General features: G+C 47.0%; 21 protein-coding genes and 1 tRNA gene. 18 read left to right on the plus strand and 4 right to left on the minus strand.

Going from position 1 to position 24,012, the window contains the following annotated elements:
- The first annotated feature begins 19 nt into the window (after positions 1 to 19).
- From NLBNIHML_RS26285 to NLBNIHML_RS26305, 5 genes are all read left to right on the plus strand, one after another.
- Positions 20 to 90 (plus strand) — tRNA-Gly (locus tag NLBNIHML_RS26285).
- Positions 91 to 606: 516 nt separating this feature from the next.
- Positions 607 to 2,499, plus strand: a complete 1,893-nt coding sequence (gene abc-f, locus NLBNIHML_RS26290; RefSeq protein WP_494353173.1) for a ribosomal protection-like ABC-F family protein — start codon at positions 607 to 609, stop codon at positions 2,497 to 2,499.
- A gap of 597 nt (positions 2,500 to 3,096) precedes the next feature.
- Entirely contained in the window at positions 3,097 to 4,131 is a 1,035-nt protein-coding gene (pheS, locus tag NLBNIHML_RS26295) for a phenylalanine--tRNA ligase subunit alpha (protein ID WP_017689641.1), read from the plus strand.
- An 84-nt stretch (positions 4,132 to 4,215) separates the two neighbouring features.
- Positions 4,216 to 6,669, plus strand: a complete 2,454-nt coding sequence (gene pheT, locus NLBNIHML_RS26300; protein ID WP_494353174.1) for a phenylalanine--tRNA ligase subunit beta — start codon at positions 4,216 to 4,218, stop codon at positions 6,667 to 6,669.
- A gap of 138 nt (positions 6,670 to 6,807) precedes the next feature.
- Positions 6,808 to 9,549: a hypothetical protein gene (locus NLBNIHML_RS26305; protein ID WP_494353175.1), complete on the plus strand. Its 2,742-nt coding sequence runs from the start codon at positions 6,808 to 6,810 to the stop codon at positions 9,547 to 9,549.
- A gap of 104 nt (positions 9,550 to 9,653) precedes the next feature.
- On the opposite strand, the gene NLBNIHML_RS26310 is transcribed toward NLBNIHML_RS26305, so the two are convergent.
- Positions 9,654 to 10,043 (minus strand): cupredoxin domain-containing protein, encoded by a 390-nt coding sequence (locus tag NLBNIHML_RS26310; RefSeq protein WP_342572402.1) that lies wholly within the window; start codon positions 10,041 to 10,043, stop codon positions 9,654 to 9,656.
- 217 nt (positions 10,044 to 10,260) lie between these two features.
- The gene (locus NLBNIHML_RS26315; RefSeq protein WP_017689637.1) at positions 10,261 to 10,620 is read right to left on the minus strand and encodes a phage holin family protein; all 360 of its coding nucleotides are present in this window, start codon (positions 10,618 to 10,620) and stop codon (positions 10,261 to 10,263) included.
- 187 nt (positions 10,621 to 10,807) lie between these two features.
- Between NLBNIHML_RS26315 and NLBNIHML_RS26320 the strand changes: the two genes are divergently transcribed.
- The 4 genes from NLBNIHML_RS26320 to NLBNIHML_RS26335 all read left to right on the plus strand — a co-directional run bounded on the left by NLBNIHML_RS26320 (position 10,808) and on the right by NLBNIHML_RS26335 (position 15,698).
- Entirely contained in the window at positions 10,808 to 13,174 is a 2,367-nt protein-coding gene (locus NLBNIHML_RS26320) for an endonuclease MutS2 (protein WP_494353176.1), read from the plus strand.
- A gap of 50 nt (positions 13,175 to 13,224) precedes the next feature.
- A complete protein-coding gene (locus NLBNIHML_RS26325) occupies positions 13,225 to 13,665 on the plus strand; it encodes a DUF350 domain-containing protein (RefSeq protein ID WP_339240835.1) in 441 nt (146 codons plus the stop codon).
- Positions 13,666 to 13,785: 120 nt separating this feature from the next.
- Complete coding sequence (locus tag NLBNIHML_RS26330; RefSeq protein ID WP_339240836.1) at positions 13,786 to 14,352, plus strand: hypothetical protein; 567 nt, start codon at positions 13,786 to 13,788, stop codon at positions 14,350 to 14,352.
- Positions 14,353 to 14,483: 131 nt separating this feature from the next.
- Entirely contained in the window at positions 14,484 to 15,698 is a 1,215-nt protein-coding gene (locus NLBNIHML_RS26335) for an MFS transporter (protein WP_494353177.1), read from the plus strand.
- A gap of 86 nt (positions 15,699 to 15,784) precedes the next feature.
- Here the strand turns inward: NLBNIHML_RS26335 and NLBNIHML_RS26340 are convergent, their stop codons facing one another.
- Positions 15,785 to 17,005 (minus strand): NAD(P)/FAD-dependent oxidoreductase, encoded by a 1,221-nt coding sequence (locus NLBNIHML_RS26340; protein WP_494353178.1) that lies wholly within the window; start codon positions 17,003 to 17,005, stop codon positions 15,785 to 15,787.
- A gap of 97 nt (positions 17,006 to 17,102) precedes the next feature.
- On the opposite strand from NLBNIHML_RS26340, the gene NLBNIHML_RS26345 reads away from it, so the two are divergent.
- The 7 genes from NLBNIHML_RS26345 (at position 17,103) to NLBNIHML_RS26375 (ending at position 21,362) form a co-directional block, all read left to right on the plus strand.
- On the plus strand, positions 17,103 to 17,336 hold the full coding sequence (locus NLBNIHML_RS26345) for a hypothetical protein (protein ID WP_339240841.1): 234 nt from the start codon (positions 17,103 to 17,105) through the stop codon (positions 17,334 to 17,336).
- A gap of 35 nt (positions 17,337 to 17,371) precedes the next feature.
- Positions 17,372 to 17,767, plus strand: a complete 396-nt coding sequence (locus NLBNIHML_RS26350; RefSeq protein ID WP_494353179.1) for a spore coat protein — start codon at positions 17,372 to 17,374, stop codon at positions 17,765 to 17,767.
- Positions 17,768 to 17,927: 160 nt separating this feature from the next.
- Positions 17,928 to 18,428, plus strand: coding sequence for an Lrp/AsnC family transcriptional regulator (locus tag NLBNIHML_RS26355; protein ID WP_237176219.1), 501 nt, complete (start codon positions 17,928 to 17,930; stop codon positions 18,426 to 18,428).
- 13 nt (positions 18,429 to 18,441) lie between these two features.
- Positions 18,442 to 19,650, plus strand: a complete 1,209-nt coding sequence (locus tag NLBNIHML_RS26360; RefSeq protein ID WP_339260031.1) for an aminotransferase class I/II-fold pyridoxal phosphate-dependent enzyme — start codon at positions 18,442 to 18,444, stop codon at positions 19,648 to 19,650.
- A gap of 188 nt (positions 19,651 to 19,838) precedes the next feature.
- Complete coding sequence (locus tag NLBNIHML_RS26365) at positions 19,839 to 20,060, plus strand: aspartyl-phosphate phosphatase Spo0E family protein (RefSeq protein WP_179198508.1); 222 nt, start codon at positions 19,839 to 19,841, stop codon at positions 20,058 to 20,060.
- Between the two features lie 170 nt (positions 20,061 to 20,230).
- Positions 20,231 to 20,782, plus strand: a complete 552-nt coding sequence (locus tag NLBNIHML_RS26370; protein ID WP_339240844.1) for a hypothetical protein — start codon at positions 20,231 to 20,233, stop codon at positions 20,780 to 20,782.
- 37 nt (positions 20,783 to 20,819) lie between these two features.
- Entirely contained in the window at positions 20,820 to 21,362 is a 543-nt protein-coding gene (locus NLBNIHML_RS26375; RefSeq protein WP_339240845.1) for a bifunctional adenosylcobinamide kinase/adenosylcobinamide-phosphate guanylyltransferase, read from the plus strand.
- Between the two features lie 82 nt (positions 21,363 to 21,444).
- Here the strand turns inward: NLBNIHML_RS26375 and NLBNIHML_RS26380 are convergent, their stop codons facing one another.
- Positions 21,445 to 22,056 (minus strand): DedA family protein, encoded by a 612-nt coding sequence (locus tag NLBNIHML_RS26380; RefSeq protein WP_339260033.1) that lies wholly within the window; start codon positions 22,054 to 22,056, stop codon positions 21,445 to 21,447.
- A gap of 150 nt (positions 22,057 to 22,206) precedes the next feature.
- Between NLBNIHML_RS26380 and NLBNIHML_RS26385 the strand changes: the two genes are divergently transcribed.
- Positions 22,207 to 22,782: a cob(I)yrinic acid a,c-diamide adenosyltransferase gene (locus tag NLBNIHML_RS26385; RefSeq protein WP_339260035.1), complete on the plus strand. Its 576-nt coding sequence runs from the start codon at positions 22,207 to 22,209 to the stop codon at positions 22,780 to 22,782.
- Positions 22,779 to 23,762 (plus strand): RluA family pseudouridine synthase, encoded by a 984-nt coding sequence (locus NLBNIHML_RS26390; protein ID WP_339260036.1) that lies wholly within the window; start codon positions 22,779 to 22,781, stop codon positions 23,760 to 23,762. The genes NLBNIHML_RS26385 and NLBNIHML_RS26390 overlap by 4 nt, the downstream gene beginning before the upstream one ends.
- Positions 23,763 to 24,012: the final 250 nt, after the last annotated feature.

Below are 24,012 nucleotides of genomic sequence, written 5' to 3' on the forward strand. Positions count from 1 at the left end.
CAATTAAATCTTCATTCATGCGGGTGTAGTTCAATGGTAGAACTTTAGCCTTCCAAGCTAATAGCGTGGGTTCGATTCCCATCACCCGCTTAACGAAGCAAAACCGAAGTCCTTGCGATGCAAGGGCTTTTTTTCTGTCATAAAAGAAACTTTTGAATAAAAGCAATCATCAGAAGACTGCATGTCATCAGATTGGTGAGTAGTATGTATTCTTTCAGAATAATTTATAACCTTTGCTTTTTTACAATGATCTGGTACAATAACGGAGAAATTGATACTACACATGAATGAGAGGTAACCATACGTCCCATGAAGTAAAACACATGAATTGACCCCAGTTAACTGCAGACAGTTTTATGACGCAGTCAGCCAGAGCGGCTGAGCAATGAGGGGATTCGTGTGTCCAAATTCAGCTATGGGATCAGGTATGGAACAAGTAGACCTTGGAGGTTTACGTGTACCCTGTGTTTGGGGTTTCTTTGTTCATGCCGTAGCTTACCTTAGATCTGTCTTTGAATGCTTGATCCAACCCTGAATTGCCAAACCGCCGGCTGATGCCAGCGGTTTTTTTGTTTAGCAAAAAGGATGCAGGAAGGATGAGGCCTCATGATGACATTGGTACGCTTACATGAAGTATCAAAAGAATGGAACGGCATTGAATTGTTTACAGGATTGAATTTGGAGATTAATGAGGGCGAGCGACTTGCCATTCTGGGTCGTAACGGATGCGGCAAGACGACGTTGTTACGAATCATTTTGGGAGAAGAGCACGGTGGTGGACGGATTGAACGGCATATTCCGCAGCAGGATTGGGGATTCATGCGCCAGCGCTCGGAGATTGAGACGGGCATGAATGTATTGGATGCGGTCCGGCGTGAGAGCGGTCAGATCTATGAAGTGAAACGGAGTTTGGAAGAACTGGAGCAACGTTTGAGCATTAGCACTGAAGCGGATGATGAGCTGCTTGCAGCCTATACGCAAGTGATGGAGCAATATGAACAGCTTAACGGCTACATGTGGGAGACTGAAGTAGAGAAGGTACTGACACGTCTTGGACTATCCGCAGAGCATTGGAACAGACCCTATCATTCTTTGAGCGGTGGACAAAAAACAAAGGCTCGCCTGGCAGGACTTCTTGTCAGCAAGCCCAAATTCCTGATCCTGGATGAACCGACGAATCATCTGGATGAGGGAAGCATGCGCTGGCTTGAAGAGTGGTTATCCTCATACGAAGGTACGCTGTTATTTGTATCTCACGATCGAACCTTTATTGATGAGGTAGCATCAGGAGTGATTGAATTCAGTGCAGATGCCCTGACCAAATACAAAGGCGGATACTCCGAATACAAGCTCCACAAAGAGCGTGAATTACGGGAACAGGAAACGATCTACCGCAGGCAGGAGCTGGAGCGTAAGGCTTTGGAAGAAACGATTCGAAACTACCAGGAATGGTTCCATAAAGCGCATAATTCAGCGACCGATGTGGAGGTGAAGATCACCCAGAGCTTCTACAAGGCCAAAGCCAACAAAAATATTTCACGTTACCATGCAAAACAAAAACAGCTGGAACGTTTGGAGCGGGAACGGGTCGATAAACCTCGTGAAGCTGCAAAGTTGAACATGGAATTGCAGATGAATCCACTGGCTGTACGACAGCTTGTTGCCCTGGATGAGGTGAGTTTTTCATATACGGGTAACGAGCCAGTGCTTCGTAACCTTCGAATCACCGTTGAACGCGGAGATCGGCTTGCAGTACGAGGTCCTAATGGAACGGGCAAGACGACACTGTTAAAGTTGATGATTGGTGAGCTGGAAGCGTCGCAGGGCAAGGTAACACGGCATCCACAGCTGAAAATCGGATACTTTTCACAGGAGCTGGAAGGGCTTCCCGAGAGTTTAACATTGCTGGATAGTTTGCTTACCCTCCCATCCATGACACAAAGTGCGGCACGTACCATTCTGGGATGTTTCCTGTTTTCAAGGGATGACGTGTTCAAGCGTATTGGGGATTTGAGCATGGGGGAAAAGTGCAGAGTGGCATTTCTGAGACTGTATTTTGGTGGAGCGAATCTGCTGGTGTTGGACGAACCGACGAACTATCTGGACATCGATACCCAGGAAGTCATGGAGAATGTATTAAAACAGGCTTCAGGTGCTTTGGTACTTGTATCTCATGACCGGATGCTGACGAAGACACTTGCGAATCGATTGTGCGATCTGGAAGCTGGGGGCACAGCAACCCTGTTTGAAGGAGGCGTGTCGGATTGTGAGCAGTCCAGCAAACTTCGGGAGCGTGCGCTGGAGACACGGGAATCCGATGACGAGCGGTTGCGATTGGAGATGCGCCTGTCGGAGTTGCTGTCTCCTGTGAGCACTGCTGGAAAAGACAGTCTGACACAGCCCGAGCATTCGAATGAGCGAGCAGTCGAGGCAGCTGAGATTCGCAAAATCCAGCAGCGTCTGAAACAATTGAAAGATAAGGGCGCAAGCATAAATTAGAACATGGACGGCTTGCTATTTCGATCTATTTTGCATATAATTATGAACGATCATCGATGATTACATCGATATAGGGTATGTGTTCAAAAAGAGTGGTTTTCAGTACCGAGAAGATGGGATGAAGATAGAAATGGAGTAGCGGAGCGTAGGAAAACTACGTGAGCAACGGACATTTCGGCTGAATGCCATATTCGATGCTGATGATGCCGCGAGGCATCATTCGTAATCAAAAGCGGACTTTTTGACAACCTCTAAAGCTTTAACTAACAAGCAAACGTGATGATGGAGATAAGTAAGCAGTGCCTCTGGACAGGGAGGAAGCGCCGTAGATTGAGAGCGTTTCTGTAGAACAAGGCTGCCGAAATTCACTCCGAAGCGGTTCCCTGAACCTGTTTGTGTGCAGACACAGAGGCAACAGTAGGGGCAAACGGTTAACGGTCGTTATTCCGTACAAAGTGAGACAAAACCAGTTGCAGGCCAGAAGGTCCGTGCAGCAATGGATGTCTAACAAGGGTGGTACCACGGTCTTTTCGTCCCTTCAGGGGAGAGAAGGCCTTTTTTTGTTGCAAAAACACCACAAAAAGGGGGCAATTACACATGAAAGAACGTTTAGAGGCATTGAAGATCGAAGCACTGGAGCAGTTGTCTGGTGTGAATGATCCACAGACGCTCGGTGATCTGCGTGTGAAGTATTTGGGGAAAAAGGGTGCATTAACTGAAATTTTGCGAGGTATGGGTGCACTTAGTGCGGAGGAACGTCCGGTTATTGGTCAAGTAGCCAACGATGTTCGGGCTGCCATTGAGGAAGTCATCGACAGCAAGCAGGATCAGTTCCAGAAGGAAGAGACGGCGAAGCGTCTGCAATCCGAGAAAATTGATGTGACTTTGCCAGGACGTCGTGGACGTCAAGGCGGACTGCATCCACTGACGAAAGTGGTACAGGAGATCGAAGATATTTTCATCGGGATGGGATACCGCGTAGCGGAAGGTCCTGAAGTGGAAATGGATTATTACAACTTTGAAGCATTGAACTTGCCGAAGAATCACCCGGCGCGCGATATGCAGGATTCCTTCTATGTTACCGAAGACTTGTTGATGCGTACCCACACATCTCCGGTTCAAGTACGTACCATGCAGAGCATGAAGGGCGAAGTGCCTGTCAAAGTCATCTGCCCAGGTAAAGTGTACCGCCGTGATGACGATGATGCGACGCACTCTTTCCAATTCAACCAGGTTGAAGGTTTGGTTATCAGCGAAAACATTCGTATGAGCGATCTGAAAGGAACCCTGCTGCAATTCGTGCGCGAAATGTTCGGTTCCCACACGGAGATTCGTCTGCGTCCAAGCTTCTTCCCGTTCACGGAGCCAAGTGCGGAAGTGGATGTAACCTGTGTACAATGTGGCGGCAGCGGCTGTCGGGTATGTAAGCAAACCGGCTGGCTCGAAATTTTGGGCGGCGGTATGGTTCACCCGAAAGTACTGGAAATGGGTGGTTATGATCCGGAAAAATACAGCGGTTTTGCATTCGGAATGGGCGTGGAACGTATCGCCATGCTGAAGTATGGTGTCGATGATATCCGTCACTTCTACAATAGCGATCTGACCTTCTTGAAGCAATTCGGAAGGCTGTAACTTAACAATACAATGGATCAACAAATATAGAGCAAGCGTTATGAACCGGGAATACCAATTTATAGATGAAGGAAGTGAACGTCCATGAGAGTATCGACAGATTGGCTGTCTGATTATATTTCCCTTGAAGGTGTGACGCCACAGGAATTGGCAGAGAAAATTACCCGTGCGGGTGTCGAGATTGATGTAGTGGAGAACCGCAACAAGGGCGTGAATAAAGTTGTTGTAGGTTATGTGAAGAGCAAAGAGAAACACCCGGATGCAGACAAACTGAATGTGTGTGTTATCGATGCCGGTCAGGAAGAAGATCTGCAGATCGTGTGTGGTGCGAAAAATGTGGATGCAGGTCAAAAGGTAGTCGTAGCTTTGGTTGGAGCGAAGCTCCCAGGTGGATTGGATATCAAAAAAGCCAAACTGCGCGGTGTGGTATCCCTTGGCATGATCTGTTCTGCGAAAGAGCTCGGCATGAACGATAAATTGCTGCCCAAAGATCAACAGGAAGGTATTCTTGTTCTACCGGAAACAACAGAGGTTGGCACGCCGATCAGCCAGGTTCTGGGTCTCGACGATCATGTACTTGAACTGGACCTGACACCGAACCGTTCCGACTGTCTCAGCATGCGTGGTGCAGCTTATGAAGTAGGTGCCATTCTGGGTCGTGAAGTGAAGTTGCCGAATCCCAAAGACCAACTGGTTGAAGTGGGTGATGCAGCTGCGAATCATATCTCTGTAGAGATTAAGGCACAGGAGCAATGCAGTCACTATGCGGCTCGTTATGTAACCGGCATTAAGCTGGGTGCTTCCCCGCTCTGGATGCAAAACCGTCTGATGGCTGCAGGTGTTCGTCCAATCAACAATATCGTTGATATCACGAACTATGTCATGCTGGAATATGGTCAACCGTTACATGCATTCGATGCGGATAAGCTGGAAAAAGGCCATATTGAAGTGCGTATGGCCAACGAAGGCGAAACGATCGTTACGCTTGATGGACAGGAGCGCAAGCTGGAGCCGCACATGTTGCTCATTACGGATGGCGTGAAACCTGTAGCCATCGCTGGGGTTATGGGTGGCGAGAATTCCGAGGTATCGGAAGGTACGGTGAATCTGCTCTTGGAGTCCGCCAAATTCGACGGCGGAACCGTTCGGAAAACGTCGCGCCAACTGGGGCTGCGTTCCGAAGCAAGCATGCGTTTTGAGAAGGAAGTAGACCCGGGTGCGGTGATTACGGCTTTGGATCGTGCGGCTGAACTGATTCAGCGTTATGCTGAGGGTGAAGTGCATCAGGGAATTGTGGAAGCTGGGGCAGAAGCGGCGGAGAAACGTGTCATTCAATTGTCGCTGAACAGGCTGAATCGTTATCTGGGAACAGATCTGTCTTTGCTTGAGGTGAAAACGATCTTCGCTCGCTTGCACTTTGCATGTGGTGATGCTGAGCAAGGACTGCTGGATGTGGAAGTGCCAACACGCAGAGGGGATATTACACTTGATGTAGACTTGTTCGAAGAGATTGCGCGCTTGTACGGATACGACAACATTCCAACCACATGGATTGAAGGACCGACAACTCCGGGGGCATATACACGCTCTCAAGCGATGCGCCGCACTATTCGTGGAGTGCTCTCAGGCAGTGGCTGGCAGGAAATGATCAGTTATTCCTTTGTGCACCCGGATAAAGCGACATTATTCCCGGCGTTGACACAAGGCAGTAAAGCCGTGAAACTCGCGATGCCGATGAGTGAAGACCGCAGTGTGCTTCGTACGAGTATTTTGCCGCAAATGCTGGATGCAGCGGTGTATAACATGAACCGTAAACAGGATTCACTGGCTGTATTCGAAGTGGGCAGCGTGTTCTTCACCGAAGAAGATCAGCTGACCAAGCAACCCCATGAGATCCCAGTACTGGGCTTGCTGCTCACCGGGAATCGTGCAAACCAGCAGTGGAATGTTGGAGCGGAGAAAGTAGATTTCTTCGACCTGAAAGGTGCACTTGAGCAACTGTTCGCTTATGTAGGCCTGGAACAACGCATTCGCTTGGTAGCGAACAGCCCCGAAGGCTTCCATCCGGGACGTTCTGCATCAGTTTATCTGGAAGGCAAGGATGGCGTAGAAGGCACATTGATCGGTACATTGGGTCAGTTGCATCCGGAACTGCAACAGCAGTATGATCTGAATGATGTGTACATCGCAGAGATTGCACTTGAATCGATCTACAATGAAGCAGACGCTGACATTCGTTATCGTGAACTTCCGCGTTTCCCAGCCATGGAACGTGATATCGCGGTTGTTGTGAATGAGGATGTTGAAGCGGGAGATATGCTGCGCGCCATTCGTGAATCGGCGGGTGAGTTGTTACAAACTGTACAAGTATTCGATGTGTTCACTGGAAGTAAGCTGGGTGAAAACAAGAAGAGCGTGGCGATGGCACTGGTATACCGGAATCGTGAACGTACACTGACCGATGAGGAAGTTACTGAAGTTCATGCCCGTGTAGTGGCTCGTCTGGAAGAGCAATTCGGAGCGGAATTGCGTAAATAGGACAGAAGAACATTTTTTGAACAAAGATTAGCAGGAATTGTTTGAAGTCACATCGAATCCTTAGCATTAGAGGATCGATGTGACTTTTTTGTGATTACAGCTTAGAATCAACATACAGACTTGAAGGAGGGCACAACTGTGACTACACCTGATCGTACACGCGTCACCGTAGAGATCTACGGGACTTCCTATAAACTGGTTGGCAGCAGTGCCGACTATATGAAACAAGTAGCTAACCTGGTAGATGAGCGTATGAGCGCGATCTCCAAGCAAAATTCCCGTCTGGATACTCCGCGTATTGCGGTGCTGGCGGCTGTACATATGGCTGAACAGTCTCTTCAGACACAGGAAATCCGGAATGAGCTGAAGATGCTTACTGGAGAACGTACAGAACTGAGAAACGAATTAAATCGATTGAACGCCATACAAAATGAACATCAACAAGAATTGGAACGGCGTGACCAGTCTCTAGCTGAATTGCAGAAGCTGAAGCTTGAAGCAGAGCAGGCGCTGCAAAAAGCTGAGACGGACAAGCAAGCAGAAATGGACAAGTTAAACACACTGCTTGAGCAGGAACGTGCCCAGGCAACGGAGCGAGTGCAGAAATTGCAGGCCCAGGCAACGGCACAACTCAAGGAAGCAGAGGCCAAGGCGGCAACACAACTCAAGGAAGCAGAAGCGAAGGCAACGAGACAGCTGAAGGAGATGGAAGAAAAAGCGGCTAATCAGCTCAAAACTGCACAGGCACAGGCCGCTTCTCAGCTAAAAGAAGCTCAGAATCGTTCTGCCGCCGAATTGCAGCAGGCGCAGGCCAAAGCTGCGGCTCAATATAAGGAATTGCAGGATAAGGCTGCCGCTCAATTAAAAGCAGCCGAGAGTCGTGCCATTGCAGAACGTCAACAAATAGAAGCCGAAGCTGCACAACAGGTTCAGACAGCCAAGGAAGAAGCCGAGTCCGCCATTTTGTTAGAGTTGGAGCAAGCAGAGAATAACCTGAAAAAAGCTCAGGAAGAAGCGGCACTGCAATATAACGAACTTCAGCAACAGATGGAGCTTCGTCTCCAGCAGGTTGAAGAAAAAGCGCTGGAACAGACTCAGGCTCTGACGGATCAAGCGAATCAGGAGCGGGCTGCCTTGCAGGAACAAGCGGAGCAGAAGCGCCTGAACCAGATAAACCAATTAAATGCAGAGTTCAAAGCCTTATCCGAACAGTCGGAACTCGAATGGATGGAGAAAGAAGCAGCCCTTGAGGAACAATTGCAACAAGCCAAGGAAGCAGCAGCATCTCAGGCAACCGAAGCCGCTGCAGTGGCAGAGGCCTTGTTGCAAGATGAACAGAGCAAGCTCAAGCAGCAGCTTGAGGAACAACGTAAACAGGCGGAGACTCGACTGTTAGATGTCGAGGAGCAATTGGAAGAAGTAATGACCCAGCTCATCAGTGCGCAGGACACAGTTGCAGCGCAAGAACAGCAGCTCCAGCACGAGCGTGGTCAATTGGAAACGTTGCGTCATGAGCATGGAGTCCGTATACAGGAGCAGGAAGTTCAAAGTCGCCGAATTACGGAACTGGAACAACAACTGGAGCAGTTGAAAGAGGACCGGTCTCAGTTGCAGGAGCTTCTGCGTGAAACGGAGCAGGCTGCCCAGCAATCCCGTGATGCACAGCAACAATGGAAACAGAAGTATAATGAAACTGTAGAGAGAGAAACCTCTCTTACAGCGCAGCTGCGCAAACTTCAGGAGCAGCACGCACAGCTTGAACAGGAAGTCCAAAACCTTCGTGAGGCTGAAGTGAAGTCGGAAGAGGAGCAGCGCAGGTTGCATAAGGTGCTTGAACAGGCTCATGCCGCGGTGCGTACATTGCAGAATGAGATCGGCACACTTACGGAACGTGAGCAATCCTGGAAAGACCTTGCTGAACAGCGGTTGGCTGAGATCGGGGACCTGGAGAACCAGATTCTCGAAGTTGCTGAACAAAATGAAACATTGGAATCTGGTGTGCAATCCCTTCATGATGAATTGTCCGTAGTGAAGGAAGAGTCTCGTTTTAATCATGAAGAGGCTGTCCATTACCAGAAGGATGCTGAGCTCTTGGAAGAAAAACGCAAAGAGCTTGAAGTTGAGTTAAATGTTGTTCGGGAAGATCTGGACCGACTTCAAGATAATTATAAACAAATCCGTAACGATTACAGTGATGCATTACAACGGGAAGAGAGTTACAGTTCCAAAATTGATGAATTGAGTTCAGAGAAGCAAGAGATTGTGAGAGCACTTGAAGAAGCAAGACAGTCTTCAGCAAAACTTTCCGAGCGCTACTCCGAGCAAGAGAACCAACTGGCCCAGACCGAGGAAGAAGCGCTGGAGTGGCAGATCAAATACGAAGAACTGTCGGTCAAACAGGCTGAATTGGCATCCCGCCTAGAGCAGTTGACGAGACGTGAAGAAGAACTTCGCTCAAGCGTTGAACAAGCAGAGCAGAACGACCAAGTATGGAAACGCCGTGCGGATGAATGGTCGGCTCAGGAGCAATCCTGGCAGGAACGTTGGGCCGCGCTTGAGAATGAACTGACGGTTTGGAAGAGTGAGAGTGCTGCAAGTAGCGAGTTGCTGGAGGGACTGGAGCAAGAACGACAACAGCTGGACAAGTTACGTGCAGAAGCAACGCAAGAGAAAGAGATGATGGAAACCGAATTGCTTGAGATGGGAGAGCGTTACGAATTAGCAGCAAACCAATTACGTTTGTTACAGGTGGAACGCGAGATGGAGCAGGAGAAGGCAGAGCAACTGAACACGGAATATCGTCAGTTGCATGATGAATATAAGAAATTGCAGACGGAATATAACGAATGGATTGAATTGATTGAACAGGACCAGACCTAGCGGAATGAATGTAGCAGACCTGGCTCGTGGGCAACGTACTCTGGTACAATTTGTTATACTAAAGAAGGAGCTCCCGTCGCTGCGGGGGCTCCTTGTCTTGAAACCTATTCTTCAACAATAATTTTGGAGATCATGCTGCTGTGTCCTGAACCACAGAAGACAGAACAGGACATTTCAAACTCACCAACCTTGTCTGGGGTTATGACTTTGGAGCTATTTCTGGTATCCAGTTGAAGATTCAGCTCAGGCACAAGTATACCGTGATTTCCATTTACATTTTCATAAACAATCTTAACCGGAACGCCTTTTTTGAGTCGGTACTCAGGTTGATCGAATTCGTAGTTGCTTGCCTTGATGACCAGTTCTTCACTGGCTGTAACTTCAGCATCGGATCCATTACTTCCAGATTCTGCGGACTGCTTCGTCCCTCCGCATGCGGCGAGGACCAGAATTAACATACAGGCAGCAAGCCATGTTATGCCTTTCTTCATCATGTGCCTCCTTAAGCTTGATATGGATAAAATTTGAATGATTGCTCCAGTCATCATACCGCAATATGTGGATGCCTGTACACGCTGCGTATGTCGGTTTTTTGAAAATTGTGCGTCTATGTCATAGAGGGGTACTGCCCAAATGAAATAAACCTCTTCCGGCACGGAGCCTTCAGAGGTTTAAGCGAATATTCATTGGAACGTTAAGGTGAAATGTAGATTAACTTTTGGAGCTTCGTCCTGCATCAAAAGGGGTGGATACCGGGATGAATAGATCGATAATCCCGATAACCAGCGCAGCGAGAATGGCACCGAGCAGGCTGACTTCAACATGATCTACAACATATTGACCAAGCCAAATCACCAGTGCGCTAACGATAAATCCGACAATACCGCGACCAAACGGGTTGACCCTTTTGCCGAAGATACCTTCAACAATCCAGCCGAGCAGGGCAATGACGAGAGCAAGCAACAGGGCGCTCCAGAAGCCACCAACGGCGAATCCGGGAACGATCCAGCTAACCACCATTAATACTATTGCGGCGATGATAAATCGCACGACATGTCCCAGGAAATTCATGGTGTTTACCTCCTTTTATTCGGATTGAACTGAGCAGGGCAACTCCAAGGGGATGGAGAGGTTGCACAATCCTGACACCTGTAGTTTGTGGTGCTATGGTTTAAGTTATGTGTGGAAGGATTCGTTAAATAGCGTAAGAAAGTTTCTTTCGTTATAATACAGATATAGTTTGGAAGGAGTTGTACACTTGGACACGAAAATTTTACACACATTGGAATATCGCAAAATTTTAAATACATTGCTTAGCTTTGCCCAGACGACTATGGGAAAAAAGAAAGCGGAGCAACTTGAATCAAGCAGTGAACTTGAAGAAGTGAAGCGGTTGCTGCAGCAAACCGATGAAGCCTTTACATTCGATCGCTTGAAAGGCTCCCCGTCGTTTGGGGGAATTGTAGATATTACAGCTTCCATCAAACGAGCTGAAATTGGAGGCACACTTAACCCTCACGAACTTTTGGGAATATCCAACACGACCTTTGCGGCGCGGCGATTGAAACGTCAGATTGGTACTTTGCATGAAGATGAGCCCATCGAATCTCTGTTCTATATCAGTAACCAACTGTCAGAGCAAAAAACGCTTGAGGATGCCATCAAAATCTGTATTGACGACAATGCAGAGGTTGCCGACAGTGCAAGCGTAACGTTGGCTCAGATTCGTCGTGAGTTGCGAGGCGGTGAAGCGCGTATTCGCGAAAAGCTGGATTCCATGATTCGATCCTCTACTGTATCCAAGATGTTGCAGGATCAGCTCATCACCATCAGAGGAGACCGTTTTGTTATTCCGGTAAAAGCTGAATATCGTTCGTACTTTGGCGGGATTGTGCACGATCAGTCCGGTTCGGGTGCGACATTGTTCATTGAGCCGGAATCGATTGTAGCCATGAACAACAAATTACGCGAAACCCGGATTCGGGAAGAACGCGAAATAGAGATTATTTTGCAGAAATTGACGGCACTTGTCAGTGAGCAGGGTGAATGGCTGCTGTATGATGTCGACTTGCTGGGATCGCTTGATTTTATCTTCTCCAAAGCACGTCTGGCTCGTGAACTGAAAGCAACATTACCACGCATGAATGACCGCGGGTTCCTCAAACTGAAGAAGGGCCGTCATCCATTGATACCGATCGAAAACGTGGTTCCAATCGACATAGAGTTGGGCAATGATTACACATCCATTATCGTGACAGGTCCGAATACGGGTGGTAAGACGGTAACGCTCAAAACGATTGGATTGCTGAGCCTGATGGCGATGTCCGGTTTATTTGTTCCGGCTGAGGATGGCAGTCAGCTATGTGTATTTGATGCGATCTATGCAGACATTGGGGACGAGCAGAGTATTGAGCAGAATCTGAGTACGTTCTCCAGTCATATGACGAACATCATTCGCATTCTGAAGAATATGACGCCGAAGAGTCTGATATTGCTCGATGAACTTGGAGCAGGAACAGACCCGGCTGAAGGGTCCGCACTGGCGATCTCCATGCTGGAGCATATGCACCGGACGGGATGTCGCATGGTTGCAACCACCCACTACAGTGAACTGAAAGCATACGCTTATGAGCGTAAAGGTGTCATTAATGCCAGCATGGAATTTGACATTAACACATTGAGTCCAACCTATCGCCTTCTGGTAGGTGTACCGGGACGAAGTAATGCATTTGCCATTGCAGAGCGACTGGGACTGCCAGGTTACATTCTCGACTACGCTCGTGGCGAAGTGAAGGAAGAGGATCAACGGATTGAGCACATGATCGCTTCTCTGGAAGAGAACCGTCTTACAGCTGAACAAGAGCGTGAGAAGGCGGAGAGCTTGCGCCAGGACATGGAGAAATTACGCAGTCGTCATCAGGCGGAACTGGAGAAGCTGGAACAGCAGCGTGATCGCCGGATTGAAAAAGCAGAAGAAGATGCACGCAGCATTGTGGACAAGGCACGCGCGGAAGCGGAGAAGATTATAGCAGATCTTCGCCTGTTGGCTATGGAGGAAGGTGCTTCCGTGAAGGAGCACAAACTCATTGCTGCCCGCAAACAACTGGACGAGGCTGAACCGGAGAAACGCAGGAAAACGGTCAAGAAGACGGCAACAGCGCCGAAGACTCGTGCCATCGGTCCTGGTGATGAAGTGCTTGTCTACAGTTTGAATCAAAAAGGCCATGTTGTAGAGATGTCGGGCAGTAAAGACGCTATGGTACAATTGGGGATTATGAAAATGAAAGTATCCCTGGATGACCTGGAACTACAACAATCGGCTCCAGCAGCCAAACCGAAGCAAAAACCGGTAACCGGTATGAAACGCACACGTGATGACAATGTGAAAAGTGAATTGGATCTGCGTGGCACCAACCTGGAAGAAGCCCTGATGGAGACAGACCGATTCATTGATGAAGCTTTCCTTGCCAACCTGGGCCAAGTTTATATTATTCACGGTAAAGGTACTGGAATTTTACGTTCCGGTATTCAGGATTACCTGCGTAAGCATAAACATATTAAAAGTTACCGGCTGGGCAATTACGGAGAAGGCGGAAACGGTGTGACCGTCGCAGAATTGGAATAGCCGGTCCATGAATCAATGATATTCTGCGACCTTATTCATGAAGGTCGCAGATGGGGAGAGGGGAACGGTGCGTGATAAAAAGCATTGACCAATTGCTGTCTCATCCTTTGGGGATGGTACTCGGTTTTTTCTCGGTAGCGATTATGGAGCTGCTTGTATTTCTGGCTTGCTTCGAACTGGTGACCAAGTATAAATGCTGGACGGAGATCAAGAAGGGCAATGTGGCGGTTGCGATGGCTACAGGAGGCAAGATCTTTGGGATCTGCAACGTACTGCGGTTCTGTATACAAGCCAAGTCTTCGGTATATGAAGCCATGACATGGTCTTTTGTTGGGTTTGTTCTTCTGCTTACCGCCTATTTTTTGTTCGAATTCCTGACACCCGTGTTCTCCATTGATAAGGAGATCGAAGCGGATAACCGAGCTGTCGGATTGATATCCATGATTATTTCAGTCTCGCTGTCGTTTGTTATTGGCGCGAGCATTATCTAGGGGGAACGGTCATGAAGATATTGATACGGATTCTGTTTGCGGCATCGATCGTGTTTTTTGCCATCGGTGTGATCTATGTGATGAATACATGATGAGATGAAAGAGAAAGGTTGATTGAATATGGAAACAACAATATGCCCTTGGTGTCAAACGGAAATTGTATGGGATGAGGAACTTGGCCCTGAAGAGGAGTGTCCATACTGCCACAATGAATTGAAGGGATATCGAACGCTCAACATTAACATTGGTGATGAAGAGAACGATGATGCAGAGGACGACATCTATGATGTGGATGATGTAAAAGATGAGGAACAGACTACGGATCTTACAGATCTGTGGGGGGATGAAGTTGAACTCAAATTGCCGGAGCTGCGAACGTTGACCAAATATGCCGATGAGGGTAATGACCTCATTCAGTATGAACAAGGTGTTCAGAAGCAACTTGATCATCAGGAAGAAGTGCCTGAGTGCCCGAATTGCCGGGAATTCATGATTCTCGCAGGTACACAAGCTGCAACGCAGGATAATTTCATGCCAGTTGCTAACGCAGTTTCAGGCGAAGGGGCGCTATTGTCACCTCCTTTTAAGGTGCTGACCTATATATGCTCGGGATGTTTCCAAGTTCAATACAGTCTGTCTGAGGATGACCGTCTGCGTCTGATTCAGAACCTGAGTGCGCAAGAGTAAGCTTCACGTAGATACGAACCACAATTTCAAAGCAATCCTGAAGATTCATCATGTTTTCCTCTTGCTTGGGGCACGTTAACCCTAAGACCTACCTGTACACAGTTCACTTCAGGTGGATGAAGGAGGAGCAGATGAAGATTACTTTAGGCCGACAATCCATTCTGCTTTTGGGCGTGAATGGATTGTTTGCGTTAGCCGGAGCACTGTCGGGAACCTTTTTGAATGTGTTTCTGTGGAAAAGCCGCCCGGATTATGCCATGTTGGGATGGTTCACTCTCAGCCAGCAACTGACCATTGGACTGACATTCTGGCTTGCTGGCAAATGGGTCAAGGAACACAATAAAATGAGTGCACTTCGACTAGGTACTGCGCTGTCGGGCATATTTTATATGATCGTCCTCTGGGCTGGCTCCAAAGCAGTAGACTGGATATGGCCATTGGGTATTCTATTAGGTTGTTCACTGGGGCTGTTCTGGATCGCATTTAATGTTGTGTATTTTGAAATAACGGATCGGGAAAACAGGGATCTATTCAATGGCTGGGTCGGGTTACTTGGCTCGATGACCGGAATTATAGGTCCGTGGTTCTCCGGTCTGATTATTACTCGCATGACAGACAACACAGGATATCGGCTCATCTTTACGGTATCACTCGTCATTTATGTGATAGCGGTAGTCTTCAGTTTTTTTCTGAAAAAAAGAAAGGTGAGCGGTACATACCGCTGGTCTGAACCCTGGATACAGCTATCCAAACCGAATAGTCCCTGGAGGACCTTAGCCTTGGGGTTATTCGCTCAGGGCGCACGGGAAGGTGTCTTTGCCTTCCTGATTGCACTGTTGGTATATTTGGCCACAGCACAGGAGTACAAATTGGGGCAGTTTTCACTCATCACTTCAGCTGTGGCACTCGTAAGTTATTGGGCAGCCGGGAAGTGGTTCAAACCACAGTTCAGATCGAAAGGCATGTTCATCGGGGCCCTCATTCTGCTCGTTGTGCTGCTTCCTCTTCTCTTGAAAGTGACCTATGGTACATTGTTAATCATGGGAATTGGGAGTGCTGTTGCGATGCCGTTGTACGTACTTCCAATGATATCAGCGGGATTCGACATGATGGGCACCAGTGGTGAAAATGTGGAGAAAAGGGTTGAACTTGTCGTTTTGAGAGAATTATGCCTGATGCTTGGCAGACTATTTGGATTGGCCATATTCATTGTGACGGTCATAAATGCTCCGTCTCTACACATGTTAACATGGCTTATTATTATCCTTGGTGCTTCTCCACTTATCGGATGGATCTTCATGCGCAAATTATTGAACCGGACGGAGGGGCAAGAGCCTGCGGCTTAGCAGGTCTCGAAATACAAACAGGGTACAGCGACAGGAAAGAGAACTTTCCGCGTGCTGTACCCTATTTGTATTGATTTGTTTTCCTGTTACACAGGAGATGGTTTACTTGTGCGTGTGAGTGAGAACAGATCCATATCAGGATTCTGTTTGCCGACAATGGCATCCACAATTAAGGAAGCAGCAATCATGCTGTATACGGTCCCGTTACCTCCGTATCCTTCTACAAAATATGAATGTGGATAATCGGGATGGGTACCAATCAGAGGGAGACCATCATTCGTATTACCAAACACGGCACCCCAGGCATAATCGACTTCAAGATCATCTAAAGGGAAATAGGAACGTACCTCTTCCAGGAGTGTATCTCCCCGGTGTTTTGCCCGTATTTCACGTTGATCCTCCCGAGGTATTTCTTCATCCAAACCGCCTGCGATGATTCTTCCGTCGGGTGTTGTTCGCATATACAAATAGGGGCGTGCCGTCTCCCAAATCATGCTGTGTTCAGACCATTCACTAAGATCAGACAATGGTTTGGTAGCAATCGCATAAGTCGTTTTCAGATAGGCTCCACGATCCTTTTTGATGTCCTGTGTCTCGTAACCGGCAGCAAATATAACCTTCTTGGCACGGATTTTACCGTTGGAAGTGTGACATAATACACCTTCTTCATCGTACTCACAGTGTATCATCTCCGTCTGGCCATAAATTCGAGCGCCATGATTATTTGCGGATTCAAACAAGGCATGAACAAAACGATAGGGGTTCACTTCTGCATCTCCCATCGTGTATAGGGCAGCGGGTTTACTGAAAGGAAAATGCTTGCTTATTTTGTCAGCATCCCATAATTCAGCTTCAAAACCATAACGTTTCAGCGTCTCGTATTCTTCCTTCAGTAGAGTTACATCATCTTCGCTACTTGCAAAACAAAGACTTGTTCGAGGGATAAACCAAGGGTCTGTATCTAAACTGTCTGCAATTTGAGCAAGCTGTTTCATGGCCTCACGACATAGCTCATAAAAGCGTACGCCTGTCGCTTCACCAAAAGTATGGATACATGAGGTTAGTGTTTTGTCATTGGTATATTGTAAAAGACCTGTATTGGCAGAACTGCTGCCGTGGGCAATATCTCTCTTGTCAATGACAACGGTATTAATACCCTGCTCCGTGAGTAGTTTAGATGTCAATGCGCCCCCCATGCCTCCACCAATGATGAGGCAGTCACAAGAGATGTCTTCTTGCAGAGCAGAATAATCAAATGTTGCATTAAAAGTGGAGGGCCAAAAAGGTGTGCCATAGACCAAATCCATTAGAAACATCTCCTTTACGAATTCAATTTGTATACTTTTGTGTGACCGGGTTAACAATAATTGCGCATAAACTATATGCCGAGGAGGCCAGCGAAACATGCAGAATCATACGATGCAAGCACTGAGTCCCAAGGAATTAAACTATATTGCGGACTCAATCACCAATGAAGAACTGCTGATTAAGCAGTGTGCAGCAACAGCTTCCATCACACATAATCCACAAATTCAACAGGCACTGAATCACTATGTTCGCTCACATGAACAGCATCTGAACACGCTTGTCAATGCGCTTCAGCAACATCAGTCACTTGCCCCGACACAAGCTCAGTAATTGAAGACTATTCTAACTGTATAGGAGGAGAATACATGTATTCACAATCTTTATCACCTAATGGCTCTTTTATGCAAGAGCAAGATCTGCTGAAGTCGATTCTTGCAGATTTGAGACGAACCTCGCGCGAATATACGACTGCGACTACGGAAGCATCCTGCCCGATGACACGTCGAATGTTCACCGATTTAACGAATGATACTCTGAGATTGCAAGGAGAGCTGTTCAATCTGATGCAGCAAAACAACATGTATTCTGTGTCGGCCAAAGCACTCCGTCAGGATGTGGACAAGCAGCTCCAGTCTGCACAACAGGCCCAACAGAAGTGTCAGCAATTCATTCAGGAAAAGAATACGCAGAACAGCTCGTACAGCCAAGCTCCTAATGTTCCTCAGCATCAGCCGAATTACGGTAACCCTTATTACATGTAACCTTTGCAAAAGGGGTTTGAAGCACCTAACATTCCAGGACCATACCACCGCCTGCCCGAATTCAGGGCAGGCGGTCTTTTGTCTATGCATCAACGTTAAATTCATGTAATATAAGTATTAATTCATTTTCAGGAACCTGTATGACGCTGGAGGGAAAACCATGAAAGATTTGAACGATCTGCAATTAAAAGTTCTGGATCTGTTGAAGGAAGACGCGAGAAGGACTCCCACACTGCTGTCGACGCTGCTGGGGGAGTCGGAAGACAAGATCAAAAATGCTGTGGCACAGCTTGAACAAGACCACGTCATCGTGAAATACGCAACCGTCGTGAACTGGAGCAAAATAGATGATGAAAAAGTAACCGCCCTGATTGAGGTTCAGATCACGCCGGAGCGTGGTCGTGGCTTTGAAGGGATTGCCGAGCGCATTTATCTCTATCCGCAAGTGAAATCCGTATATCTCATGTCAGGTGCATACGATCTGCTCGTTGAAGTGGAAGGTGGCAACCTGCGTGAAGTCGCTAATTTTGTGTCGGAGAAACTGTCTCCGATAGACTCTGTACTTTCAACCAAAACGAATTTTATACTTAAAAAATATAAGCAGGACGGGATTATCTTTGAAGACCATCAAGAAGACAACCGTCTCATGATCTCGCCGTAAAGGAAGATGTGTCATGATAGTGAATGAACAGACAACCGGGAACAATAAGAAAATGACAACTTATCTGGCACCCCTCGTGCAGCAGATACCTCCATCCGGAATTCGTAAATTTTTTGATCTGGTTGGAGACAACAAGGATATTATTACATTGGGTGTGGGTGAACCTGATTTTGTTACACCTTGGCATATGCGTGAAGCCTGTGTCTACTCGCTGGAAAGAGGTATGACCAGTTACACATCCAACGCAGGTATGCCGAAGTTGAGAGAAGCCATCAGTGAATATCTGGATACTCAGTTTGATACCAAATACGATCCCAAGGATGAGATTATTGTCACCGTGGGTGGCAGTGAAGCGATTGATCTGGCTTTGCGCGCGTTAATCGTACCTGGCGACGAGATTCTCATTCCTGAACCTTCCTACGTGGCTTATTCACCAATCGCTTCAATCGGTGGCGGTATACCGGTTGGGGTTGAAACCTACGCAAAAGATCAGTTCAAGTTAACGGCCGAAGCACTTGAAGCTGGCATCACACCGAAGTCGAAAGTGGTTATTCTGTGTTATCCGAGTAATCCCACTGGGGCCATCATGACGTATGAAGAGTGGCTGCCGATTGCTGAAGTGATTAAAAAGCATGATCTGATTGTAATCGCTGATGAAATCTATGCTGAATTGACGTACACACAAAAACATGTTAGCTTTGCAGCTATTCCTGACATGAAGGAGCGAACAATTCTCGTAAGCGGATTTTCGAAGGCATTTGCAATGACAGGTTGGCGGATCGGTTACATGTGTGGTCATCCTGAGCTTATTGCAGCCATGCTCAAAATCCATCAGTATACAGTAATGTGTGCACCGGCCATGGGTCAGGTTGCTGCACTTGAGGCATTGACGAACGGTTTGGGTGAGAAAGATCGGATGGTAGAATCGTATAATCAGCGTAGACGTTTAATTGTGCAGGGATTCAGGGATATTGGACTTGATTGTCATGAACCTCAGGGAGCATTCTATGCATTCCCGAGTATTCAAAAGACAGGTATGAGTTCCGACCTGTTTGCTGAGCGATTGTTAACAGAGAATAAAGTTGCTGCTGTTCCCGGCAATGTTTTTGGCCCTCAGGGTGAAGGCTTCTTGCGCTGTTCTTATGCTACTTCTGTAACCCAATTGAATGAAGCTTTGGAACGAATCGGAAACTTTGTTTACAAACTGCAAAAAGAGGGTTAATACTAAAGTAGAATCTTTTTACAAATGTGACATTGTTATCGTTGGAAAAAAATAACTTTCTTTTACAAAATAATGTGATATAATTTCAATTTGAAATAAGTTTTCATATATTTGGAAAACATTTTTCCAAGGAGGGGTTAGCTTTGTTTTGTGTTGAATATGATTTACCGACGAATCGTGGGCACGTTCTGGCAGAAGGCGATCATGGCGACCGATGGTCGGTGAAACCCGATAACGCATCTTTGCATGACATTTCCTTGGAAGATGAAATTCATATGCTTCGTCGCAAGATGGAACAGATCTTCCTCGAAGAGAAATCATTCACATCCGATATTGTAATTGAAATCAGCAGTTTGCTGGATTTAAAGATTAATGAGTATATGAAGGCTAACCCGATCAAAGCAAAATAACGTTTATGCCGGATTGAAACGTTTCATTAATCGAATTAGAGAGGGAGACCTGAGAGGGTCTTCTTTTTTTGTGTGTGCAAAGGCAGGGTGATCGCCCGATCAAACAGGTTATTTTTTTGCGTGGAACAATTGTGATATATTGGACGTAGGAGACTAAAGGGGGAACTGGAATGAAGAGATTTTGGGGGCTTACTGCGATCGTTTCTATTGTTTTTCTGCTTGCTGGTTGTGGTGGTAAAGATGGTTTTTCCATTTTTATCATTGATAACCAAGGAAATCCATCTGTAATCTCAGAACAGTTACAGGCTAATCTGCAACAGAAACTGGGCGAGGAACCCAAGGTGGAAGTGATCACCAGTGCGATGTATGATGTTCAGAAAATTATGGTTGAGTACGCAGCTGGAGGACATGATATCTTCATTTTGCCTGAATCTGACATGAAACAATATGGAAGTAATGGTTCCAATATTCCGCTGGATGATACTTTTGACCCCAAGAAGTTTGAACGGGGTGTATTTGAGGGTGGAGTATTGGTAGAGAAGGGTGAAGGAGATGGAGGTTCAGATATCAAACAAGAATCACATCTTTACGGCATTCCGCTCGAAGATATGAAAATGTTTAAAGATGTAGAATATGCTGCGAGCAATCTGTTCGCTACCATTCCAGTGTCATCTTCCAATGTCGAAGAATCCAAGAAAGTGCTGAAGGCGCTGACAGAGTAAAGAAAATTCAGAATGGCTATGGAAGGAGGGAAGCGGATTGCTGATTACGGTCACAGGCGGCATAGGTAGTGGTAAAACCCGGTTTGCCCTCAAGTACGCAGCCGGGATTAGCCGGGAGGGTGTATATTTATCCACTGGTGATCATGATCCCGTTATTCCCGAATTGCCATCCGCTCATTATCGTGCCATTCATGCCGGGAACGGTCAGCATCTGACAGAGGTGATCACCCAGATTAATCGGGAATCCAATCTGTTTTTGGCGGATCAGCGAATTGTAATTGTAGATAGTCTGACCTCCTGGATGGCTACCAGTTTCAGAGCAACCGAGGATCTGAATCAGCAGCGATCAGAGACACAGCTTTTGCTTGATGCGTTATTGTCTTATCAGGGGAAGCTGCTTGTGATTACCAATGAAATGCATGGCACATTACATCCTACCGAGGAAGAACGAATATTTACAGCGAGAATGGCTTCGGTTAACCGGATGCTGCAGATACATGCTGAAAAGATGTACATGCTGGTATCTGGTCTGGCTATCGATCTTAAGAGTCAGGGCATGCGCAATGAAGATGAACGATAGTGAGATGACATAAACGGGTGACATAAAGAAGCCTCCTTAACCACGAATGGGTGGCGAGGAGGCTTTATTTAATCATCGTTCTTTATTTTTTCTTTTTGCTACGTCTGATCCACCAGATGATACATCCGATAACAATAATGGCTAGCATGACGTACACCACGATGGAATAGACGTCCATAAAGTGCAAAATGCTCTCCCACGATGCGCCTAGCGCAGCACCGACGCAGACAAGAATGACATTCCAGATCAATGTACCAATGGTTGTAAAGAGAAGGAATAAACCAAATTTCATATTGGACATGCCTGCCGGAATGGAGATAAGACTACGTACGAGGGGAACCATTCGGCAGAATAATACGGTCCACATGCCATATTTGTCAAACCATGCATCGACACGGTGAATATCCTCTTTTTTGATGCGTAGCACATGTCCCCAACGTTCCACAATTTTCTCAAGGCGCTCGACGTCAATGAGCAGACCAATACCATACAGCATGACAGCACCAAGGACGGAGCCGATGGTAGCAGCGATAATAACCCCTGGAAGAGTTAGACTGGTGTAAGTGGTCATGAAACCGCCAAAGGGCAAGATGATTTCGGATGGAATCGGGGGGAATACATTCTCAAGAGCAATAATGAGTGCAATGCCTATGTAGCCGTATTGTTCCATGAAATCGGTTATCCAGTTTTGCATAATCGTCTCCCTTTGCTTTTGGTTTCCTTCGATTTGTCGTATACTCGGCAGAGCACACCAATTCTTATATACGTGTACAGCGAGAAACTGGTTTCTGAAAAAATAGCATTCCCGTATTCATTAATGATATTAACAATTGGAGGGATAACGATGGGCATATATACACGAACAGGTGACGAAGGTCAGACCTCGGTTATTGGTGGACGTGTCATCAAGGATGATGACCGAGTAGAGGCTTATGGTACGATTGATGAATTGAACTGTTTTGTCGGTCAGGCGATTAGCCTTATTGACTCAGCTCAGGGCGAATTCGACGATCTGCGTGAACATCTGCTGGAAGTGCAGCAGGAATTGTTCGATTGCGGGTCGGATCTGGCCTTCGTGAAGATTAGTGAGACCAAATATAAGGTGAGAGATGAAATGGTCACACGTCTGGAGCAATGGATTGACCAGTATGATGCAGAGAATCCGAAAGTGGAACGCTTCATTATTCCAGGTGGCAGCCAGTTATCCTCTGCTTTGCACGTATGCCGTACCGTATGTCGCCGCGCAGAACGTCGCACGGTAACACTGGGACAACATACGGATATTAATCCGTCTGTACGGCGGTATCTAAACCGACTGTCTGATTATTTCTTCGTGGTTGCACGGACGGCCAACGCGAGACAACAGGTGGCCGATATTGAATATGTGCGGAGCAAAAAAGTCTTCCGCCGCAAAGAATGAGCCAATACTATTCTCCCATTGTCTACACGGTGACCGAGCAAGAAGATGGCTGGCTGCTGAAGACCGTGCTTCAGCGGCGGCTGCTGGTGTCCCGCAAGCTCTTGTCCAAAATCAAGCTGACGGAACAAGGCGTTATGCTTAACGGGGAGCGCGTATACATTAGCGTCAAGGTAGCTGCAGGTGATGTCGTTGAAGTTCGGATGGAGCAAGAGGAATCGGATGATATTTTGCCTGAACCTATCCCCTTTACCGTTCTGTATGAAGATGAGCACTTACTTGTTGTAAACAAGGATGCAGGCATCATCGTTCATCCGACACATGGACATTACACAGGTACTTTGGCGAATGGAGTCGTTCATTACTGGAAATCCAAGGGTGAGCGATTCCGGTTTAGACCAATTCATCGTCTTGATCAGGAAACGTCAGGTGTGCTGGCTATAGCCAAGAACCCGTATGTGCACCAGCACGTATCTGAACAGATGATTGCAGGGACGGTAGACAAGAAATATATTGCGTTTGTACACGGCAGCCCCGTCCCGGAACAAGGGTCAGTGGATGGGCCGATTGACAGGGATCCTGAAGAGCCACACCGCCGAATTGTAACGCCTGATGGTTACGCGGCGAGAACGTTGTATACGACGTTAACACGTTGGGCAGAGGGCACCGCCAGTGCAGTAAGTCTCAAGCTGGAAAGTGGAAGAACCCACCAGATCCGGGTACATATGACGTCCATCGGTTGCCCGTTGATCGGAGATCGGATGTACAAGACACTACCTGAGCATGAGATCAATGAGCAGGCCATGGCTGTTCGGGAAGAACGGGATAGCTGGATCGAACGTCAAGCCTTACACGCCTGCGAATTGACGTTTGAGCATCCAATTCTACAGGAACGCATGACGTTCCATGCCCCTTTGCCAGCAGATATGGCCGCGCTAGAGAATCGTTTGAATGATGACGCAGCTCCCAGAGAAGAATTGTAGGAAGCCTGCAACGAGGCTCTTAGATTTCCTTAGATACGCCCTCTGTGTAGTAGGTGTCGTAGCTTTTTGTACGGTCCATCTTGCTAGGCCCTTTCTGCTTAAGTTTCAACGCTAGTAAGCTATTCCATTGTGAGGGGTGCTATAATGCACTCGAACAACATGCCGTAGGCTAATCTTTATGGTTTAATGTGTTGATGTTTACCCATTTCATGTTAAATATTTCATGAATTCAAATCTCAAAAGCTTTTAA

The organism is Paenibacillus sp. JNU01, from assembly GCF_059130585.1.

Excerpts from the sequence above, each read along its gene's own strand:
- NLBNIHML_RS26315 (WP_017689637.1), bottom strand. The coding sequence starts at position 10,620 with ATGAATTTCCTGGGACATGTCGTGCGATTTATCATCGCCGCAATAGTA.
- abc-f (WP_494353173.1), top strand. The coding sequence starts at position 607 with ATGATGACATTGGTACGCTTACATGAAGTATCAAAAGAATGGAACGGC.
- NLBNIHML_RS26350 (WP_494353179.1), top strand. The coding sequence starts at position 17,372 with ATGTATTCACAATCTTTATCACCTAATGGCTCTTTTATGCAAGAGCAA.
- NLBNIHML_RS26310 (WP_342572402.1), bottom strand. The coding sequence starts at position 10,043 with ATGATGAAGAAAGGCATAACATGGCTTGCTGCCTGTATGTTAATTCTG.
- NLBNIHML_RS26345 (WP_339240841.1), top strand. The coding sequence starts at position 17,103 with ATGCAGAATCATACGATGCAAGCACTGAGTCCCAAGGAATTAAACTAT.
- NLBNIHML_RS26355 (WP_237176219.1), top strand. The coding sequence starts at position 17,928 with ATGAAAGATTTGAACGATCTGCAATTAAAAGTTCTGGATCTGTTGAAG.
- pheT (WP_494353174.1), top strand. The coding sequence starts at position 4,216 with ATGAGAGTATCGACAGATTGGCTGTCTGATTATATTTCCCTTGAAGGT.
- NLBNIHML_RS26325 (WP_339240835.1), top strand. The coding sequence starts at position 13,225 with ATGGGGAGAGGGGAACGGTGCGTGATAAAAAGCATTGACCAATTGCTG.
- NLBNIHML_RS26370 (WP_339240844.1), top strand. The coding sequence starts at position 20,231 with ATGAAGAGATTTTGGGGGCTTACTGCGATCGTTTCTATTGTTTTTCTG.
- NLBNIHML_RS26340 (WP_494353178.1), bottom strand. The coding sequence starts at position 17,005 with ATGGATTTGGTCTATGGCACACCTTTTTGGCCCTCCACTTTTAATGCA.
- NLBNIHML_RS26380 (WP_339260033.1), bottom strand. The coding sequence starts at position 22,056 with ATGCAAAACTGGATAACCGATTTCATGGAACAATACGGCTACATAGGC.
- NLBNIHML_RS26385 (WP_339260035.1), top strand. The coding sequence starts at position 22,207 with ATGGGCATATATACACGAACAGGTGACGAAGGTCAGACCTCGGTTATT.
- pheS (WP_017689641.1), top strand. The coding sequence starts at position 3,097 with ATGAAAGAACGTTTAGAGGCATTGAAGATCGAAGCACTGGAGCAGTTG.
- NLBNIHML_RS26390 (WP_339260036.1), top strand. The coding sequence starts at position 22,779 with ATGAGCCAATACTATTCTCCCATTGTCTACACGGTGACCGAGCAAGAA.
- NLBNIHML_RS26330 (WP_339240836.1), top strand. The coding sequence starts at position 13,786 with ATGGAAACAACAATATGCCCTTGGTGTCAAACGGAAATTGTATGGGAT.
- NLBNIHML_RS26335 (WP_494353177.1), top strand. The coding sequence starts at position 14,484 with ATGAAGATTACTTTAGGCCGACAATCCATTCTGCTTTTGGGCGTGAAT.
- NLBNIHML_RS26360 (WP_339260031.1), top strand. The coding sequence starts at position 18,442 with ATGATAGTGAATGAACAGACAACCGGGAACAATAAGAAAATGACAACT.